Origin of the sequence: Mucilaginibacter psychrotolerans (assembly GCF_004519315.1) — a bacterium.
Classification (GTDB): Bacteria; Bacteroidota; Bacteroidia; order Sphingobacteriales; family Sphingobacteriaceae; genus Mucilaginibacter; species Mucilaginibacter psychrotolerans.
In genome coordinates this window covers 104,480-122,925 of the sequence record NZ_SOZE01000003.1, presented here as the reverse complement: position 1 = coordinate 122,925, position 18,446 = coordinate 104,480, and the positions used below count along the sequence as shown (strand labels likewise).

The window sequence follows — 18,446 nt, the reverse complement described above, 5'->3', positions numbered from 1 at the left end:
AAATAATTTAAGAATTAATCCCTTTATCCTTAAATTAATGCTAATTATATTAGTATTTTTGACTGATATGAATGAGGAGAGGATAACGGAGAAGTTGAATATTTTAGCTGATGCAGCCAAGTACGATGTATCATGCGCCAGCAGCGGCAGCAAGCGCAAAAACGAGAATAAAGGCCTGGGTAACGCTAGCAACGGCATCTGCCATTCGTACACCGAAGACGGGCGGTGCGTATCGCTATTGAAGATATTGCTCACCAATCACTGCATTTTCGATTGCGCTTATTGTGTATCGCGCAAAAACAATGATATCAAACGTGCCGCCTTTACCGTGCAGGAGGTGGTAGACCTCACCATCAACTTTTACCGCAGGAATTATATTGAAGGTCTGTTCCTAAGTTCGGGTATTTTTAAGGACGCCGATTATACGATGGAGCGGTTGGTGCGCGTGGCTAAAAAATTGCGTACCGAACATAATTTCAATGGGTATATCCACCTGAAATCTATCCCCGGTGCCAGCGATGAAATCATGAACGAGGCCGGCCTGTATGCCGACCGCCTCAGCGTAAATCTGGAACTGCCAACCGAAGCGGGACTTAAATTGCTGGCCCCAGATAAAAACCAGCAGGACATGATCAAACCTATGGGGTATTTAAAGAATGCCATCATTAAACATACCGAAGAAAAGAAGCTATTTAAAAAAGCGCCGCATTTTGCACCCGCAGGGCAAAGCACGCAAATGATTATCGGCGCCACGCCCGAGGATGACAACGAGGTGCTGCATTCAGCCAACTACTTTTATAAGCAATTTAAGCTGAAGCGCGTTTATTATTCTGGCTATGTGCCGGTACTGGCTGATAAGCTGTTGCCTGCCCTGGGTACCGCAGTGCCAATGGTTCGCGAGAACCGCCTTTATCAGGCCGATTGGCTGATGCGCTTTTATGGCTTTCAGGTAAACGAGATCGTCAATAACGCCCAGCCTCACCTCGATCTGGATATCGACCCGAAACTGGCCTGGGCCATACGCAACATGCAGGCTTTTCCGGTGGATATTAACAAAGCCGATTTGCAAATAATCCTCCGGGTGCCGGGCATCGGGGTGCAATCGGCACAAAAAATAACCAGTGGTCGTAAGTTCGGTAAACTTAATTGGGAGCATCTGAAGAAGATGGGTGTTAGCCTAAACCGTGCAAAGTATTTTATCACCTGCGACAGCAACCAGTTTGAGCGGCGCGATCTTACAGGCGAAAACATCAAGCAGTTTATATTGGCCACTTCGCAAAGCAAGTATCTTAAGCATGCACAAAACCAATTAAACCTGTTTTGAGCATGACCGCTACCGCGCTGATTTACGATGGTACGTTTGAGGGACTGCTATGTGCTGCATTTGAAGTTTATGCCTTCAAATTACAAGGCGTAAAATTGCACGCTGGCAATTGCTATAGCAGCGCTTTTTTTGAGGATGTAATTTCAGTTATTACCGATGAAAAGCGTGCTTCAAGGGTATTGAAAGGCTTGAGGGAACGCTTATCGCCGATGGGGATACAGCGTTTGTATACTGCTCATCTGGCCGGTATAGCAGGGGAGGACCATAACCTACTGGGTTATATCCGCCATGTTTTCGATTCCGCCGTTAATATAGAAGAAGATTACGGTAACAAATACGTAGTGCGTGTATCGGAACTGGTGCGCATGATGCGGCGCGAGAAGCATAGGATGGAGGCCTTCGTTCGCTTTCAGCAACTGGGCGATGGCACGTACTACGCAGCTGTGGAACCCGATTTTAACGTGCTCCCCCTGCTCATCCGACACTTTAAAAGCCGTTATGCCGATCAGAAATGGATTATCTATGATATTAAACGCAAATATGGGCTATATTACGACCTGCACGATACGCAATTCATCGAAATGGATTTTGCCGACGCTAACATGCCGGGCAACGTAATTGCCGCTTTCAGTGAGGAAGAGGGTATTTACCAGCAACTGTGGAAATGCTATTTCCACAGCGTAAACATCGCTTCGCGCAAAAATACGCGCCTCCACGTGCGCCATATTCCCAAAAGATATTGGAAGCATTTAACCGAAAAAATTTAAATTTCCCATTTTCATGCGTTTTCCAGATAAGTGACAAACCATCGGAAATGCGAATTGTGGTACTTAGATGTTGATAATGCCAAAAGTCCTGTATGTGAGCTAACTACTTAATCAATTCATTATCAATATTGCGTAAGTGTTAATAACCTTTCAATTTATGTTAATAAGCTGTTGGTAAGAAAAACAAAAAAATATTGCAAAAAGCTTGACAGATATACCTTAAACTGCCGATATTGTAAATATCAAGAACGACGTACTTTGACAGCCTTACAGGATTACAGAAACTAAATCGGGCGAACCTTCGGGGGAGCTAAAGATTAGGGAAGTGCCTGGGTCACATGAAGAAGAAAGAAGCGAAAGCAACACTGCTTCGGAAGTGATTAAAAAGGGGTATTACGGGTTTTGCCACACTTTACGGAGAACGGTAAACGAGGTAATGGTCCCGAAGCAATCAGCGTTAGCAAACAATGGTAAATCTTGGTTCTCTAGGGATAAAGATACATCAACGTTGCACGGATAACGACAGCGTCGACTTCCCCTCGGGAGGATGGCGAGTTCAAAGGTCCGCAAGTATGCCCTAACCGGAATTCCGCAAGGAATAATGGATAGATCAGCGCTACAGGCGGCATTGAATGAGAGGCCTCCGCAAGGAGACTGACAAGTCAGCATCAGGTGCCAACATTTGAGTCATCAGCATTCGCAGGAATATTGATACATCAGCGTTAGCAATTAACAAAGAGGAGAGCGGGTCGGTTAAATTTACACAAAACTTGGTGCCCACGGACGGCCACGGCCAAACGAGGGTTAGGAAACGGAAGTCAATTCGCAAGAGTAGGCTTCCGTTTTCCTGTTTAAGGGCATTTTTCTCAGATACAGCGGGATAGTAGTTCAGACTGATCCGAGTTTGGGTGGTACCTAAACAAAAAATCCCGCCCAGGTTAGGGGAGGGATTTTAGAGCGAAAGACGAGATTCGAACTCGCGACCCCGACCTTGGCAAGGTCGTGCTCTACCAACTGAGCTACTTTCGCGTTGGTATTCATTTTTAACAAAAAAACCGATACGGGCTTGTATCAGTCTTTTGTACTCAGAGCGGGAATCGAACCCGCACTCCGTTTACGGGAACAGGATTTTAAGTCCTGCGTGTCTACCAGTTCCACCATCTGAGCAGGCTTTTTGCCGGTTGTATCCGTACAAACTTCCTAACAATAAATCCCTTCGGGCGGGAAGGGATTTGAGCGAAAGACGAGATTCGAACTCGCGACCCCGACCTTGGCAAGGTCGTGCTCTACCAACTGAGCTACTTTCGCATTGGTATTTTTCCTTTAAACTAAGCTTTGATTTTTCGTCGCTGCCTATCTCGTTTGCGGGAGTGCAAATATAGACAGAATTGCACGTTCTGCAAGGAAAAATTCAACTTTTTTGAAAGTTTTTCATAACTCGCTGTTTTTCAAAACCTCTGCCGCAAGCTCAGTTTCAAAACCGCGACTAAAGGCATACTGTTGCAATTTATAGAGCTTTTTTTGGGCGTTTGGCTCAGCAACAGTACCTGCTTTCTTTTCCAACAGGCGGGTAAGCGTATCCATATAATCATTAAGGTTGATGCCTTGCAAGGCCTTTTTAATAAGTACAGGCGATACATTCTTTTGCTTGAGCCCTTGTTTTATTTTGATACGGCCCCAGCCTTTCTGGTTGAATTTGCCACGCGTGTAGGCATGCGCAAAACGCTCCTCGTTCAGGTAATTCTCTTCTATTAACCGGCCAATGATGTTTTCTACCGCAGTGGTATAAAGCCCCCATTCGTACAGTTTATCGCGCACTTCCTGCTGCGAGCGTTCCTGGTAAGCGCAATAATGCTCGGCCTTTTTCAGGCCTGCGGTTTCGTCGGTTATCTTTGCTTTTTTTGGGGCATCCATCAAAACCAAAATTCGTTAAAATTCTTCTATTCATAGAAATATAAGCAAATTCGTACCATGCAAAATAGTTATGCTATCAGCCAGATTAAGGCAATCATCGGGGCAGCGGGCGAAGTAGTTGAGGATAACCACGTCAGCGTTTTGCTTACAGACAGCCGACGCATCACCAATCCTTCGTCGTCGCTGTTTTTTGCCCTGAGCGACAGGCGCAACGGCCACGAGTTCGTTGCGGACGCCTACACCGCCGGCGTGCGCAATTTTGTAGTGCAGCAGCAACAAGATGTAGTGATGCCCGATGCTAGTTTCCTGCTTGTAGATAATGCCCTTGAAGCTTTGCAAAAGCTGGCTGCGCATCATCGTAACGAATTCGATTTACCGGTAATAGGTATTACGGGCAGCAATGGCAAAACCATCGTAAAGGAATGGCTATACCAATTACTTTGCCCCGAGAAAAATATCGTGCGGAATCCCAAAAGCTACAACTCGCAAATAGGCGTGCCGCTTTCAGTATGGCAGATAAGCGAGTCGCACAACCTCGGCATTTTTGAGGCGGGCATATCTACCACCGGCGAAATGGAACGCCTGGAGGCCATAATTAAGCCATCCGTAGGTATATTGACACATATGGGCACCGCGCATGATGAAGGCTTTGCATCGCCTGCCGAAAAGCTTAAGGAAAAGCTTCAGTTATTTAAAAGCTGTAGCCTGCTGATATACAATTACGAAGTACTACTCGATTACCAAAACGAGCTGAAAGCGCCAGAGCGTTTCACATGGAGCCGTAAATTCCGACAGGCCGATTTGTATGTTTTTAGTGAGACAACGATTGCCGGCAAGTACTACCTGCGAGCCACCTTCAAAGGAAAGGAAATAGAATGCCTGATACCTTTCAGAGATGAGGCCTCGATAGAAAACGCTATCACCTGCTGGGCTACCATGTTGGCCATGGGCTATAGTCCCGCCGATGCCGACGACCGCATAGAACGCCTTAATGCCGTTAGTATGCGGTTAGAACTAAAACAGGGCCTGAACGATTGCTCCATTATCGACGATTCGTACAACTCGGATATCCAGTCGCTGGAGATTGCTTTGAATTTCCTGGGGCAGCAAAACCAGCATTATAAAAAAACGGTTATCCTTTCGGATATCTACCAATCGGGCCTGCAAAAAGACGACCTGTATAAACAGGTGGCCCAGTTGATAAAAGATAAAAGGATAGAGCGTTTTATTGGTGTAGGGACGGACATTATAGCATACAAAAAGTACTTTAACATGTACGAAACGCATTTTTATGCTGATACCGCTGCATTGCTCCATGATTTAGGGAGCCTCCATTTTCGCGAGGAAACCATCCTGATAAAAGGCTCGCGCAGTTTCGAGTTCGAGCGGATAAGCCGTGCGCTGGGCCAAAAGGCGCACGAAACTGTGCTGGAGATAAACCTGAATACTTTATTGGGGAACTTGAATTATTATAAAGCCAAGCTAAAGCCCGGCGTAAAAGTAATGGCCATGGTAAAAGCATTTTCGTACGGTAGCGGTACTTTCGAGGTGGCCAATATGCTGCAATACAATAAGGTAGATTACCTGGCCGTAGCTTATACCGACGAAGGGATAGCCTTGCGGGAGGGCGGTATCTCGCTACCCATCGTAGTGCTTAACCCCGAACCGCTGGCCTATGATAAACTCACCGCTTACAAACTGGAACCCGAAATATACAGTTTTACTTTACTGGACGATTTCATAAAGTACGCGCAGGAGAACGACATTGTAAACTACCCAATCCATATCAAAATAGACACCGGCATGCATCGCCTGGGTTTTGAGGATTACGAGGTGGAAACTCTTTGCGACTTGCTGGAGGTAAACAAGTACGTAAAAGTAAAATCTATATTCTCGCACCTGGCAGCCAGTGACAATGAGCAGCACGATTTGTTTACCCTGAAGCAGATCAGCATTTTTGAGAAAGCCTACAAACAAATTGAAGAGGCGATAGGGTACATGGCAATGAAGCACATCAGCAATACATCGGGCATTACCCGCTGGCCAACCGCGCAGTACGACATGGTGCGCCTGGGCATTGGCCTCTACGGTGTTGATGCCGCCGTGCCTGCAGATGATGCCGGGCTAAGACCCGTAGCTACGCTTAAAACCACGGTATCGCAGGTGAAGAAAGTGCCGGCTAATGACACTATCGGCTATAATCGCAATGGCAGCCTTAAAAAAGACGGAATGATTGCAACTGTGCGTATTGGCTACGCCGATGGCTACCTGCGGGCATTTGGCAATGGGGTTGGGCGTATGCTGGTGAACGGTGTACTGGTGCCCACCGTTGGCAACGTGTCTATGGATATGTGCATGCTTGATATCAGCGAGGTTGCAGGTGATGTGCGCGAGGGCGACGAAGTAATCATTTTTGACGAGCAGCAGCGCATAGAGCAACTTGCCAACCAAATAGGTACCATCCCCTATGAAATTTTAACAAATATTTCACAACGGGTAAAACGGGTGTACTTTTACGAATAGCTTATATTTGCCGCATGAAAAGGTTATTCAGCGCCCTGTTAAACTATTTCGTTAAAGGTTTATTGATCGTTGTGCCTTTGGGCGCGGCATTTTTTCTGGTTTTTTGGGCCGTATCTAAAGTAGATAACTTACTAAACCTTAGTGGGGAACTTTGGGTAGATAAAGCCGGCAAACCCATCTATATTCCTGGTTTGGGTATCCTCAACGTATTGGTTATCATTCTGGTAGCGGGCATATTAGTTACCAATGTTATAACCGACCCGATAAAGAACTGGTTCCGGCGCTGGCTCAACCGCTTGCCCATATTCAAATTCCTTTACTCGTCTATCAAAGATCTTACAGAGGCATTTGTAGGGGAGGAAAAGAAGTTCAATGAACCGGTTTTAGTGGAAGTGAACGAGTTCGGCCTCAAAAAAATTGGTTTCCTGGTACAGAAGGACATGGCTTCAATAGGCTTGCCGGGCGAAGTTGCAGTTTATTTCCCCTGGTCTTATTCTTTCGCCGGTCAGGTCGTTATCGTTTCTGCCGAAAAAGTGAAGCCTATCGATAAGAGCGCAGGCGACATTATGAAATTCGTTATCTCCGGCGGCGTTAGCGGGTTGGAATGATAGCTTTCTGCGCTAGTAGCTTGGGGTCTTTCTTCTTGAAACTCCTGATGGTTAAAATGATGGCCAATCCCATCATGATAGCACCCAACAAAAACGGCGCTCCCGGAAAATAAACCTTGGATTCGTTGGTGGTGAAATGATGGAAGATGCTGGTCATCATCAGCGGGCCTATAATGGTAGTCAGACTAACTAAACTTGTTAATGCGCCCTGTAGTTCTCCCTGTTCTTTTGGCGAAACGTGTTCTGATATAAAGCCTTGCATAGCCGTGCCACCTATGCCACCTATACAATAGGGTATCATGAATGCGTACATCAGCCATGGAGTATTATTAAAAGAGATGAGTATCAACCCTATTCCATAGCAGGCAATGCCGGCCAATATATTTTTTCTCAGTCCGAATTTTGGTATCGTCCATCTTACCAGCCCGCCCTGTACGCCAACAATAAGCAAGCCTAAGAAAATCCCGAGTGCGCCGATGCTGGTTTCCGTCCACTTAAATTTTTCTACTACATAAAACGGAAGTACGCTTTCTACTGCCTTTTGGCCTATGTACACAATGGTATAGGCGGTTATTAAAGTACTTACAGCCATCGAATGATTCTTGAGGCTTAACAAGGAACCAATCGGGTTAGCGCGTTTAATTTGGAACTGGCGGCGGTTGTTAACGTCGAGCGACTCGGGCAGAACGAAGAAGCCATATATGGCATTGATAAATGCAAGCCCCGCTGCAACAAAAAATGGTAGCCTGATAAATATACCGCCTAAAAACCCGCCGAGCCCTATCCCCAAAATAAAACCCAGGCCGGTAGCCGCACCTATTAAGCCGAAGTTCGCCGCGCGTTTATCGCCGGTACTTACATCTGATATGTAGGCTGTTGCCGTGGTTGTGCTTGCACCCGCTACCCCGGCAATAAAACGCCCGATAAACAGCCAGAAGATGGTAGGTGCAAAGCCCATAAAAAGGTAATCTATCCCGAAACCGAGGAGGCTGAATAATAATACCGGGCGGCGACCGTAACGGTCGCTCAGATTGCCAAGGATGGGCGCACATACAAACTGCATGGTAGCATACGTAAACGTAAGCCAACCACTGTATTGGCTGGCCATACTCACGCCTACATGACCTAAATTTTCGAGCAAGGTTGGGAGTATGGGGATGATGATACCCAAGCCCATGGTATCAATAAGTACGGTAACAAAGATGAACCCTAATGCGCCGCGCCCTTTGTTCGGCTTCTCCTGTATATCTGCCATGTGTGTATTGCTTAAAACAGATAAATTGCGAAAAGTTTTATCAGCATATGATAATTAATGGGCCGCAACGTCAATTGGTGCGGTATTTTTGCTTTCACGGGCTCTTCTAAAGCTTAAAACAGCCAGCATGGTGCTTAAAAACATGAGCACGCCGCCTGCAAAAAATGCTGCCCCAGGGAAATGGATAGGTGCACTTTTGCTTGTGAAAAATGAGAATAAATTAGTCATCATCAGCGGGCCTACTATTGAGGTTACGCTCATCAAGCTGGTTAAACCACCTTGTAATTCGCCCTGTTCATTTGATGGTATTTGTCCGCTGATGAGTCCTTGTAAAGCAGGCCCGGCTATACCACCAAGGCAGTATATCGCCAAAATGGCGAACATCATCCAACTTTGGCTTGCGAAGGCAAAAAGGAACAACCCCAAAGTGTACAGGAGTAAACCGTAAATAATACTTTTCTTTTGGCCCAATTTGGGAATGGTTACACGGATAAGTAAACCCTGCACCAGCCCCGACAATACGCCCACCAGCCCGAGCGAATAGCCAACGATTGACTCTGTCCAATGGAAACGTTGCATGGTGAAAAAAGTCCAGGTGCTTTGTACAGCATGTGCCGCAAGGTATATGAGTATGAGCGACGCGATAAGACCGCTAACTGATGGGTACTTTTTAAGTTGCATCAACGAGCCAACAGGATTAGCCCTGCCCCATTCAAAAGGGCGGCGGTTAGCTTTATCCAACGACTCGGGAAGCACGAAATAACCGTAAGCGGCATTGATCAATGCCAGCGTACCTGCAGTGAGGAAAGGTAGTTTAGTACTGTATTGCCCCAATACGCCGCCCAATACAGGGCCTATGATAAAACCAAGGCCGAAGGCTGCGCCAATAATACCGAAGTTTTGTGCGCGCTTTTCTGGCGGACTAACATCTGCGATATAAGCCGAGGCGGTTGTAAAGCTAGCGCCGGTGATGCCGGCGATTATGCGGCCCACAAACAGCAACCAGATATTCGGCGCAAAGGCGAGGAAGAAATAATCGATAGCAAAACCCAGCAACGAGCCGAGCAATATTGGCCTGCGACCGTATTTATCGCTGAGGTTACCCAACACAGGTGCAAACAAGAATTGCATCACCGAGTATGCAAACAACAACCAGCCGCTCCATCGGGCAGCCGCACTTAAATCGCCATGGATAAGGTGTTCGATCAGTTTGGGGAATACCGGTATAATGATACCAAAACCGGTGATATCGATAAGCAGCGTAACAAAAATAAAGCCTAAGGCTGCAGGTTTCTTGGTTTGGGCTGAAGCGTCCATACCGTAAAGATGTGAAATTAACACGAATTGCACGAATTAATTCGAATTTCACAAATTGAGGACGAACTAATTAACGCTGATTTTACCACAAAGAACACAAAGAATTGCATATTGGTTTGCGCAAAGGGCACAAAGCTATGCGCGCTTATTTTTTTAAATCTTTGTGCTCTTTGTGTTTTTTTCTTTGTGCCCTTTGTGGTAAAATAGCCACGAAACCTATTTTAAAAGTTCGGTTTCAGCACATACTTATCGTAGAACCTGAAGATATGCTCGGCGGCTTCTTCGGCGGTATCTACCACGCGGTACAGGTTAAGGTCGTCGGCGCTGATGTTGTGCTCTTCGGCCAGCATGCGCTCTTCCACCCACTTGAACAGGCCGCCCCAGTAGTCCTTGCCCACAAAAACGATAGGGAAGCGGGCTATCTTGCCGGTTTGTATCAGCGTAATGGCCTCGAACGATTCGTCCATAGTGCCAAAGCCGCCGGGCAGTATGATGAAACCCTGCGAATATTTCATGAACATCACCTTGCGGATAAAGAAGTAGTCGAACTCCAGAATCTTGTCCCTGTCGATGTAGCGGTTGTGGAACTGCTCAAAGGGCAGTTCTATATTCAAGCCTACCGATTTACCACCGGCTTCATAAGCGCCTTTGTTGGCTGCCTCCATAATGCCGGGGCCGCCGCCGGATATTACGCCGTAGCCACGCTCGGTAAGCAGGCGGGCAGTATCTTCGGCCAATTTGTAGAATTTGTTGTCGTTTTTTGTACGTGCCGATCCGAAGATGGATACGCAAGGGCCTATTTTGGCCAATTTTTCAAAGCCATCTACGAATTCGGCCATGATCTTGAATATCTGCCAGGAATCGGTAACCTTTATTTCCTGCCAGTTCTTGTTCTCGAATGCTTGTCTTATTTTATCCTCACTTGTCATAACTATAATTTAATACGGAAAGCAGCATTTATTAACAATCAAACTTGCCCTCCAAAATTTTGGAAAGTTCGAAAGTTAGCAAATGGTTTTGATAGTACAATACACAGGCGCATTAGTTTTGATTGCTTAAACTTCGGCAAGCTGAGCCGAAGGCGATACAGCCTTCCGGCTCGAAGTCAGCCACAGCCCCAGGAAGGTAATCAACCCGTTCACGATGATGAGTTCATTATCGAAAACGTAACCGCCCAATAGTTCTTTGCTCTCGGTACTCAGGAAGAAGCAAATGGCCGGGGATACCAAACAAATAAAAGGCACCAGCTTATCTTTCACCTGCCGGCTGCTTACAAATAAACCGAAAGAATACAAGCCAAGCAATGGCCCGTAAGTATAGGATGCCACCTTGAATATCGCGCCGACCACGGCATCGTTGTTGATAGCGTTGAAGATGATGATAGTTAGGAACATCAAACCCGAAAAGGCGATGTGTACCCAATGGCGGGCGGCTATGTTCTTTTTGCTGTTCACGTCGGCTTTTTTGTTGAAGTTCAGAAAATCTACGCAAAAGGAGGTGGTAAGCGCCGTAAGGGCCGAGTCTGTTGTGGCGAAGGTTGCCGCGGTGAGGCCCAGCATAAAAACCATTCCGGGTATTATGCCCAGGTATTTAAGTGCAATGGTGGGGTAGAGGTAATCGGTTTTTTCTACGGTAATGCCGTATTTAGCCGCATAGATATAGAGCAATGCGCCAACGCTCAAAAAGAAAATATTGATCACCACGAACACAGCCGTAAAGCTGAACATATTCTTTTGCGCCTCTTTGATGTTTTTAAGGCTGAGGTTCTTCTGCATCAGGTCCTGATCAAGGCCCGTCATGCCGATGGTGATAAACACGCCGCCCAGAAATTGCTTGGTAAGGTGGAACTTGCTACCCACAAAATCGGTAAGGAAGAATATTTTGGAGTAGCTACTGTTTTTGATGGCTTCAACGGCTTCGAATAAGTTGTAATTCAGGCTGCGGCAGATAAAGAAAATCGACAGAAAAACAGAGGAAACCAGGAAGAAAGTCTGCAGACTATCGGTAATGATGATGGTTTTTAATCCGCCTTTAAAGGTATAGCTCCAGATGAGTAGCAGGGATATGAGCACAGTAACCGCGAATGGAATGTTATAGCTGTCGAAGATGAATTTTTGGAGCACTATAACCACCAGGTATAGCCGGAACGACGAGCCGATAGTACGGCTAAGGAGGAAAATCCCCGCAGCAGTTTTATAGCTCCAGATGCCCAGCGCGCTTTCGATATAGCTGTAAATAGAGGTGAGCTTCATGCGATAGTAAAGGGGCAGCAACACCGTAGCGATGATGATGAAGCCCACTGCATTGCCCAGCACGAACTGGAAATAAGCAAACTGGTCGCCGCTGGCGGCGCCTACCTTGCCGGGCACAGAGATGAACGTCACACCGCTAAGGGCGGTGCCAATCATCCCGAAGGCTACCAGATACCATTTGGAGTTGCGGTTGGCCACAAAAAAGGCATCGTTGCTGGAAGCATTTTTGGAGGTGAAATGCGATATCACCAGCAACACCAAAAAGTAACCTATGATAAATGTGAGCAATATTGCAGGAGCCATAGCTTATTCTGTTTTTTTCGAATGTAGGTGTTTTAAGGCATATCAAGCAAATTATTGATTTAGGTTTGGTGGCTGTTCGCAAGTACTTGCTATCATTTTGTAGCAAACTCATCAAGAATTAGTGTTTCAAAAGTGTTTCAATTCTTCCCGAAAAAGTGTTTCACTCATTTTCTAATTTTTTCATAAATATCACAAAAAAAGTTATTTATGTAGTTTATATAAACTAAAAAGTTGTTTCACCGTTTTTTGTCTAAAAAAATTAATAAATTGATAATCAATAACTTGTAAAGAAAAAAGATTTTTAGGGTGTTTCACTCGCTAAGCGAAACACTTTCATAGATGCAGTCGACCCGTATCGCCTTTTTGAGAGATTGCGGTTATAGGTGTATATCGCTTCGTCTCCGGGAAAATTCGGCTTTATTTCTTGTAATAAGGTCAATTGGTTTAATTCGTGTTTATCTTTTCATTATTATTGGATGATGATTTACCAGAACACACAGGCGTATGCCGCGCAGCTCGACGAAAAAGACGAATTGAGGAAGTTTCGTCAACAGTTCCTCATCCCCAGACATCATGGTGCCGATGCGGTGTATCTCTGCGGTAACTCATTAGGGCTGCAACCACGGGCGGCTAAGCAGTATATCCAAACACAGCTCAATGCCTGGGAAGACAACGCTGTTGAGGGCTGGTTTATGGGCAACGACCCATGGCTAAGCTATCATAAGCAACTCATCCCCACACTTGCAGGCATTTTGGGCGCGAATGCTGCGGAGGTTACCGTGATGAATTCGCTTACCGTAAATCTTCACCTATTGCTGGTAAGTTTCTATAAACCAACAACCAAACGATATAAGATCTTGATGGAAGCAGGTGCTTTCCCCTCAGATCAGTACGCCATAGAAAGCCAGGTAAAGTTTCATGGCTTCAAGCAGGAGGATGCCGTTATAGAAGTTGCGCCGCGCGAGGGAGAGCTTACTTTGCGTACCGAAGACATCCTTAAACAGATTGAAGCTAACGCCGATGAGCTGGCGTTGGTGATGTTCAGCGGGATCAATTACTACACGGGCCAGTTTTTCGATGTCGACGCCATTACCAAAGCCGCACATCAGGCAGGTGCCTATGCCGGGTTCGATCTGGCGCATGCCGCAGGCAACGTGCCGCTGCAATTGCACCAATGGGGTGCCGATTTTGCGAGCTGGTGTTCGTACAAATACATGAACTCCGGTCCGGGTGGCATCAGCGGGGCATTTGTGCACGAAAAGCATCATACAGATGCCACACTCAACCGCTTTGCCGGCTGGTGGGGCTACCGGCTGGATAAACGCTTCCTGATGGCCCCCGGCTTTCAGCCCGAAGTGGGTGCAGAGGGCTGGAATGTGAGCACCGCGCCCATTTTACTGTTGGCCCTGCACAAAGCCTCGCTGGATATATTTGAGCAGGCAGGCGGACTGCAAATGCTCCGCGCTAAAAGTGAGGCACTTACGGGATATCTCGAATTCTTAATACACGATATTAACCAAAGGGTGGGCTATGAAGCGTATCGCATCATCACCCCTAAAAATAAAAACGAACGCGGCTGCCAGCTTTCGGTTGTATGTACCAGCCATGCCAAGGCCACTTTCAATTACCTTGCAGATAATGGCGTGATAGGCGATTGGCGCGAACCCGACGTGATACGACTGAGCCCCGTGCCGCTTTATAACACTTTTACCGATGTACACCTCGCTGCAGAGCGCCTTTTTGAAGCCCTCACAGCTATTAAATAATACCAGATGATATACTACAACCCCAAGCAATGGTTTTCGCTCATATTCCGTTTTAGCAGGGCCGATACGCTGCGCGAGCTTTTTCCATTGATGGTTTGCGTGAGCCTTTATGCCGGCGCGGTTACCTTTTTACTGATAGATTTTTGGCACCTGCCCGAAACCAACATCCTGCACAAGGTTATCTACATTCATCAAACCATCGGTTTTGTATTTTCGTTGTTGCTGGCTTTCCGCATCAACTCTGCTTACGACCGCTGGTGGGAGGGCCGAAAAATCTGGGGCAGCATGGTGAACAACAGCCGCAACCTGGCCATTAAGCTAAGGCACCTGGTTAATGAAGATGAGTTTGCGTTTTTCAGGTTTGCTATACCGTTCTACTCGCGCAGTCTGCGCGACCACCTCCGCGATATGTACAGGGCCGAAGAGCAAAGCCATATTCGTATCGACCCCAAAAAACATGTACCCAACCAGGTAGCATCCGCCATCATTGCCGAAGTTTACCGGCTAAACAAAGCCGGGCAAATAAACCCGGAGCAATTGATAAGTATAACCGCCGAAATCACCTCATTTACAGACAATTGTGGGGCCTGCGAACGTATCAAGAAAACACCAATACCGTTCTCTTACAGCGTATTCATCAAAAAGTTCATCTTTACCTATATCATGACGCTGCCATTCGCCTGGGCCTTCGACCTCAAGTACTTCATCATGCCTATCATCGGGTTTATCCTCTTCGTATTCGCCAGTATCGAGCTCATCGCCGAAGAAATAGAAGACCCCTTCGGTTTCGATGCCAACGACCTGCCGATAGACAGCATCTGCGAAAACATCGATAAACATGTAGGCGAAATATTCGCCTAAACACACCATGCTCAGGATAGCTTATAGTGCTTTATACGCGCACCCTTTGCCGCCCGGGCATAGGTTCCCTATGCTGAAGTACGAGTTGATACCCGCGCAGCTTTTGCATGAGGGCCTGATAGGCGAGGAGGACCTCTTCGTGCCAGCTATTTTGGATGAGCCAACCTTATTGCTTACCCACGATAAGGCGTATTGGGAACAGCTTCGGGATCTAAGCCTTCCGCCTAAAGAGCAACGCCGCATCGGTTTTCCGTTGAGTGCCCAACTGGTTGAGCGTGAGTTGCGAATAGCCCAGGGAACTATCGACGGATGCCATTATGCCATTGAGCATGGTATTGCCTTTAACGTAGCGGGGGGAACGCACCATGCCGGCAGCAATTGGGGAGAAGGTTTTTGCATGTTGAACGATCAGGCTATAGCTGCTAATTATTTACTATCCAGTGGTTTATGCAAATCTATCTTAATCGTTGATTTAGACGTACACCAGGGCAATGGCACCGCGCAAATATTTCAAAATGAGCCGCGTGTATTTACATTTTCGATGCATGGTGAGAAAAATTTCCCTTTCCGAAAAGAACGCTCCGATTTAGATATTGGGTTAGATGACGGGATAGGCGACGAGGAATACCTCGCCATCCTGAAAGATACCATACCGGGCTTAATAGCGCAGCAGCGACCAGATTTTATTTTCTACCTCTCAGGCGTAGATGTTTTGGGATCTGATAAATTAGGCAAGCTTGCATTAAGCAAAGCCGGATGCAAAGCGCGCGACCGCATTGTATTAACCGAATGCAAAGATCGTGGTATCCCGGTGCAGGTGAGCATGGGCGGTGGTTACTCGCCTGATATTAAGGATATCGTGGATGCACATTGCAATACGTTTAGGGTAGCGGATGAATTGTATTGCTAGTCTATCACCACGGTAAGCTTGTTCCGCTTGCTGATGACCTGGAAACGCAGGAACAGCATCACCGAGGCCGACATCAAACCGCAAACCAGCCCGTACCAAACCCCGGTAACGCCCAGGCCAAGGTGTATGCCCAACAGATAACCAATAGGCAGGCCAATAACCCAATACGATACGAAGGTAATAACAGTGGGGATATTTACATCGCCTATGCCGCGGAGCACGCCCAGACCAACTACCTGCGTACCATCAAACAACTGGAAGAAGGCAGCAACGATAAGTAGCTGTTCTGCAATGGCTATAACACTTCTATCTGTAGTATAAATGTACGGTAACACATGGTTGAACAGCGTAAATATGATGGCTGTGCAACTCATAAACACGATAACGATGTGGTAGTTGGAGATGGCTGAAAGCCGTAGGTTATGATGATCGCCTGAGCCGAAATAATTACCCGACCGGATAGCCGCCGCTGATGATATGCCGCTGGCCATCATATACGTAATCGCCGCCAAACTGATAGCTACCTGGTGCGCCGCCTGCGGTATGGGGCCAATCATGCCAATTAATATAGCCGCAGCGCCAAAGGCGCTCACCTCGAAGGTATACTGTAATGCTACTGGTGCGCCTATTTTTAGTATCTGTAGGCCGCGTATGCGATCCACGTTCCGAACGGTAAAGTCGTGCAGGTATTTGCGGAAGATTGGGGAGCGAAGTACATAAAAAGCCATTACAATCGCCATAACCGATCGATCTATAAGCGTGCTAAAGCCAACGCCCCGGATGCCCATAGGAGGGATGCCAAACAAACCTTTAACGAAGGTAATACCCAGGCAAATATTGAGCACGTTACCCCAAATAGAAACCATCATGGCCTGTTTGGTGAAACCAAGCCCTTCGGCAAATTGCTTAAAGGTGCTGAAAACCATGAGGGGGATTAGGGAGAGGCTCAGCAAGAACAGGAATGGTTTAGCCTGCGCAACCACCTCGGGCGATTGGTGCAGCTTATCTATAAAGGCCAAAACGCCGAAATAAATTGCGGCAAATAAAACGACGGCAGCAATTATATTTAACAATAAACTATTGGAGAGGAGTTTGCTGCATTCCTTATAGTCGCCGCGGCCATTGTTTTGCGCAATAAGCGGGGTAACGCCATAACTAATGCCGATGCCTATCACCAAGGGAACCAAAAATAGGCTGCTCACCAACGATACAGCTGCCAAAGCGGTAGTGCCGGCAAAATGCCCAACGATAACAGAATCCGAAACCTGCACCAGCGTATGGCCCAACTGTGATATAACCACGGGTATTGCCAGCCTTAGGCTGTCTTTATAGTAGTGTTTGTATTTGAGGTAGGTAGTTTTCATTACTAATGGGCTGCAAAAGTAATGAGTTTATTGATGCCGAGTGCTAAAATTAGCGAGAAGTTGGCATGGGATAATATCCCTCAACCGTCATGGAACTTGTTTCGGCACCCCACGCGGCGGGCCGCATCATGCAGGGTACATTAGCATCGTGATAACTTTTATGATGGGGTTCTGAAACAAGTTCAGAATGACGCTGAAGAGTTAACTCGCTGTATAAAACTCTTCCTTTTCCGTAGTGTGAACGCGTATAACGCCTGTGAGCACCAAGCTTACCAATATGCGCTGCGCGCGTCGGCGGCCTATATTGAGCAATTCGCAAAATTGCTTTACATTGATGCGTTCGGTTTTATCCAGGTGCTCCAGCAGGGCTTTTTCTTTGGAGGTATATTCCAGCAGCACGCCTTCATTGCTGGATGATTGCTTCAGCACCTCTACTACTATTTTACTCGCCAGCACGCTTTTATCCTTCACGCGGATGTACACCCACCATTTGCCGTCTTCGGCGAGGGCGTAGTGCGGCTTATCTTTACTTTCAGGGATATCTACCACCAATACCAGCTTATCGTCCCAGTAAATCTCTTCAAATATCGGCTCAAGGGCCGGTCGGCTATAAAAATGAGCCGCTTTGGTTATCATGTAGCGTTCTTCATCTTCGGCTTTTACGCCCTTGATGGTACCATCATCCAGCACTCCGATGAGCAGCCTGCCGCCCACATTATTTGCGAAGGATACCATGGTTTTAGCAATCTTTTCGCAACTGGTGATGGTTTTCTTAAAATCGAGCGATACGCCTTCCCCCTCAAAAATCTGTCGTTTTAAATTCATGTCCCGGTATATTAATCCGCTTTGTAAGGCGTATGTATCTGCATCCAGTTTTCGGGGTTGTTTATCCGCGAAAAGCCAAACTGGCTGTAAAGACCTTGTGCGTCAGCCGTGGCCAGGCTCCACCTGCGCAGGCCTTGCAATTCGGGGTGCGCCAACAGCGTTTGTACCATCCATTTAGATAAACCTATGCTGCGGTGTGCCTCCAGCACATAAACGTCGCAGAGGTAAGCAAACGTGGCCTTATCCGTTATCACACGCGCCAGGCCAACCTGCGCGCCATAGTGGTACAACCCAAAGCACATCGAGTTTTCCAGTGCGGTCTTAAGCTTTTCTACGGGCATCCCTTTTGCCCAATACGATGTGTTAAGATAACCATATATCGCATCAAAATCAAGCTTTTCTTTATCTGTCGAAATTTCGTATCCCTTTTGTAGGAAAGCGGTATCGTTCATAAAAA

General features: G+C 46.8%; 15 protein-coding genes and 3 tRNA genes. 7 read left to right on the top strand and 11 right to left on the bottom strand.

Annotated features, from left to right (window positions below; genetic code table 11):
- Positions 1-37 precede the first annotated feature (37 nt).
- Both E2R66_RS04505 and E2R66_RS04500 read left to right on the top strand, forming a co-directional pair.
- Positions 38-1,324, top strand: coding sequence for a putative DNA modification/repair radical SAM protein (locus E2R66_RS04505; RefSeq protein WP_240049231.1), 1,287 nt, complete (start codon positions 38-40; stop codon positions 1,322-1,324).
- Between the two features lie 2 nt (positions 1,325-1,326).
- The gene (locus tag E2R66_RS04500) at positions 1,327-2,091 is read left to right on the top strand and encodes a TIGR03915 family putative DNA repair protein (protein ID WP_133227098.1); all 765 of its coding nucleotides are present in this window, start codon (positions 1,327-1,329) and stop codon (positions 2,089-2,091) included.
- Positions 2,092-3,047: 956 nt separating this feature from the next.
- Here the strand turns inward: E2R66_RS04500 and E2R66_RS04495 are convergent.
- From E2R66_RS04495 to E2R66_RS04480, 4 genes are all read right to left on the bottom strand, one after another.
- Positions 3,048-3,120, bottom strand: a tRNA-Gly gene (locus E2R66_RS04495).
- 53 nt (positions 3,121-3,173) lie between these two features.
- Positions 3,174-3,258: transfer RNA gene (locus E2R66_RS04490), tRNA-Leu, on the bottom strand.
- Positions 3,259-3,326: 68 nt separating this feature from the next.
- Positions 3,327-3,399, bottom strand: a tRNA-Gly gene (locus E2R66_RS04485).
- A gap of 123 nt (positions 3,400-3,522) precedes the next feature.
- A complete protein-coding gene (locus tag E2R66_RS04480; RefSeq protein ID WP_133227096.1) occupies positions 3,523-4,005 on the bottom strand; it encodes a regulatory protein RecX in 483 nt (160 codons plus the stop codon).
- Between the two features lie 57 nt (positions 4,006-4,062).
- Between E2R66_RS04480 and E2R66_RS04475 the strand changes: the two genes are divergently transcribed.
- Positions 4,063-6,528: a bifunctional UDP-N-acetylmuramoyl-tripeptide:D-alanyl-D-alanine ligase/alanine racemase gene (locus tag E2R66_RS04475; protein WP_133227094.1), complete on the top strand. Its 2,466-nt coding sequence runs from the start codon at positions 4,063-4,065 to the stop codon at positions 6,526-6,528.
- A 14-nt stretch (positions 6,529-6,542) separates the two neighbouring features.
- Complete coding sequence (locus E2R66_RS04470) at positions 6,543-7,136, top strand: DUF502 domain-containing protein (RefSeq protein WP_133227092.1); 594 nt, start codon at positions 6,543-6,545, stop codon at positions 7,134-7,136.
- Here E2R66_RS04470 and E2R66_RS04465 read toward each other — a convergent pair.
- The 4 genes from E2R66_RS04465 to E2R66_RS04450 all read right to left on the bottom strand — a co-directional run bounded on the left by E2R66_RS04465 (position 7,120) and on the right by E2R66_RS04450 (position 12,263).
- Positions 7,120-8,391, bottom strand: coding sequence for a TCR/Tet family MFS transporter (locus E2R66_RS04465; protein WP_133227090.1), 1,272 nt, complete (start codon positions 8,389-8,391; stop codon positions 7,120-7,122). The two genes, E2R66_RS04470 and E2R66_RS04465, sit on opposite strands and share 17 nt — an antisense overlap.
- Positions 8,392-8,445: 54 nt before the next feature.
- Positions 8,446-9,708 (bottom strand): TCR/Tet family MFS transporter, encoded by a 1,263-nt coding sequence (locus E2R66_RS04460; protein ID WP_133227088.1) that lies wholly within the window; start codon positions 9,706-9,708, stop codon positions 8,446-8,448.
- A gap of 221 nt (positions 9,709-9,929) precedes the next feature.
- Positions 9,930-10,637, bottom strand: a complete 708-nt coding sequence (locus E2R66_RS04455) for an LOG family protein (RefSeq protein WP_133227086.1) — start codon at positions 10,635-10,637, stop codon at positions 9,930-9,932.
- A gap of 126 nt (positions 10,638-10,763) precedes the next feature.
- Complete coding sequence (locus E2R66_RS04450; protein ID WP_133227084.1) at positions 10,764-12,263, bottom strand: sodium:solute symporter; 1,500 nt, start codon at positions 12,261-12,263, stop codon at positions 10,764-10,766.
- A 476-nt stretch (positions 12,264-12,739) separates the two neighbouring features.
- On the opposite strand from E2R66_RS04450, the gene kynU reads away from it, so the two are divergent.
- The 3 genes from kynU to E2R66_RS04435 are packed head-to-tail and all read left to right on the top strand — an operon-like array spanning position 12,740 to position 15,800.
- A complete protein-coding gene (gene kynU / locus E2R66_RS04445; protein ID WP_240049230.1) occupies positions 12,740-14,029 on the top strand; it encodes a kynureninase in 1,290 nt (429 codons plus the stop codon).
- Between the two features lie 6 nt (positions 14,030-14,035).
- Positions 14,036-14,890 (top strand): bestrophin family protein, encoded by an 855-nt coding sequence (locus E2R66_RS04440; protein ID WP_133227082.1) that lies wholly within the window; start codon positions 14,036-14,038, stop codon positions 14,888-14,890.
- A gap of 7 nt (positions 14,891-14,897) precedes the next feature.
- Positions 14,898-15,800: a histone deacetylase family protein gene (locus tag E2R66_RS04435; RefSeq protein WP_133227080.1), complete on the top strand. Its 903-nt coding sequence runs from the start codon at positions 14,898-14,900 to the stop codon at positions 15,798-15,800.
- On the opposite strand, the gene E2R66_RS04430 is transcribed toward E2R66_RS04435, so the two are convergent.
- From E2R66_RS04430 to E2R66_RS04420, 3 genes are all read right to left on the bottom strand, one after another.
- Positions 15,797-17,164 (bottom strand): MATE family efflux transporter, encoded by a 1,368-nt coding sequence (locus E2R66_RS04430; protein ID WP_133227078.1) that lies wholly within the window; start codon positions 17,162-17,164, stop codon positions 15,797-15,799. The two genes, E2R66_RS04435 and E2R66_RS04430, sit on opposite strands and share 4 nt — an antisense overlap.
- 201 nt (positions 17,165-17,365) lie before the next feature.
- A complete protein-coding gene (locus E2R66_RS04425) occupies positions 17,366-17,989 on the bottom strand; it encodes an AlbA family DNA-binding domain-containing protein (protein WP_133227076.1) in 624 nt (207 codons plus the stop codon).
- Positions 17,990-18,000: 11 nt separating this feature from the next.
- Positions 18,001-18,441 carry a GNAT family N-acetyltransferase gene (locus E2R66_RS04420; RefSeq protein ID WP_133227074.1) on the bottom strand — a complete coding sequence of 147 codons (441 nt, stop codon included), beginning with the start codon at positions 18,439-18,441 and terminating at the stop codon, positions 18,001-18,003.
- Positions 18,442-18,446: the final 5 nt, after the last annotated feature.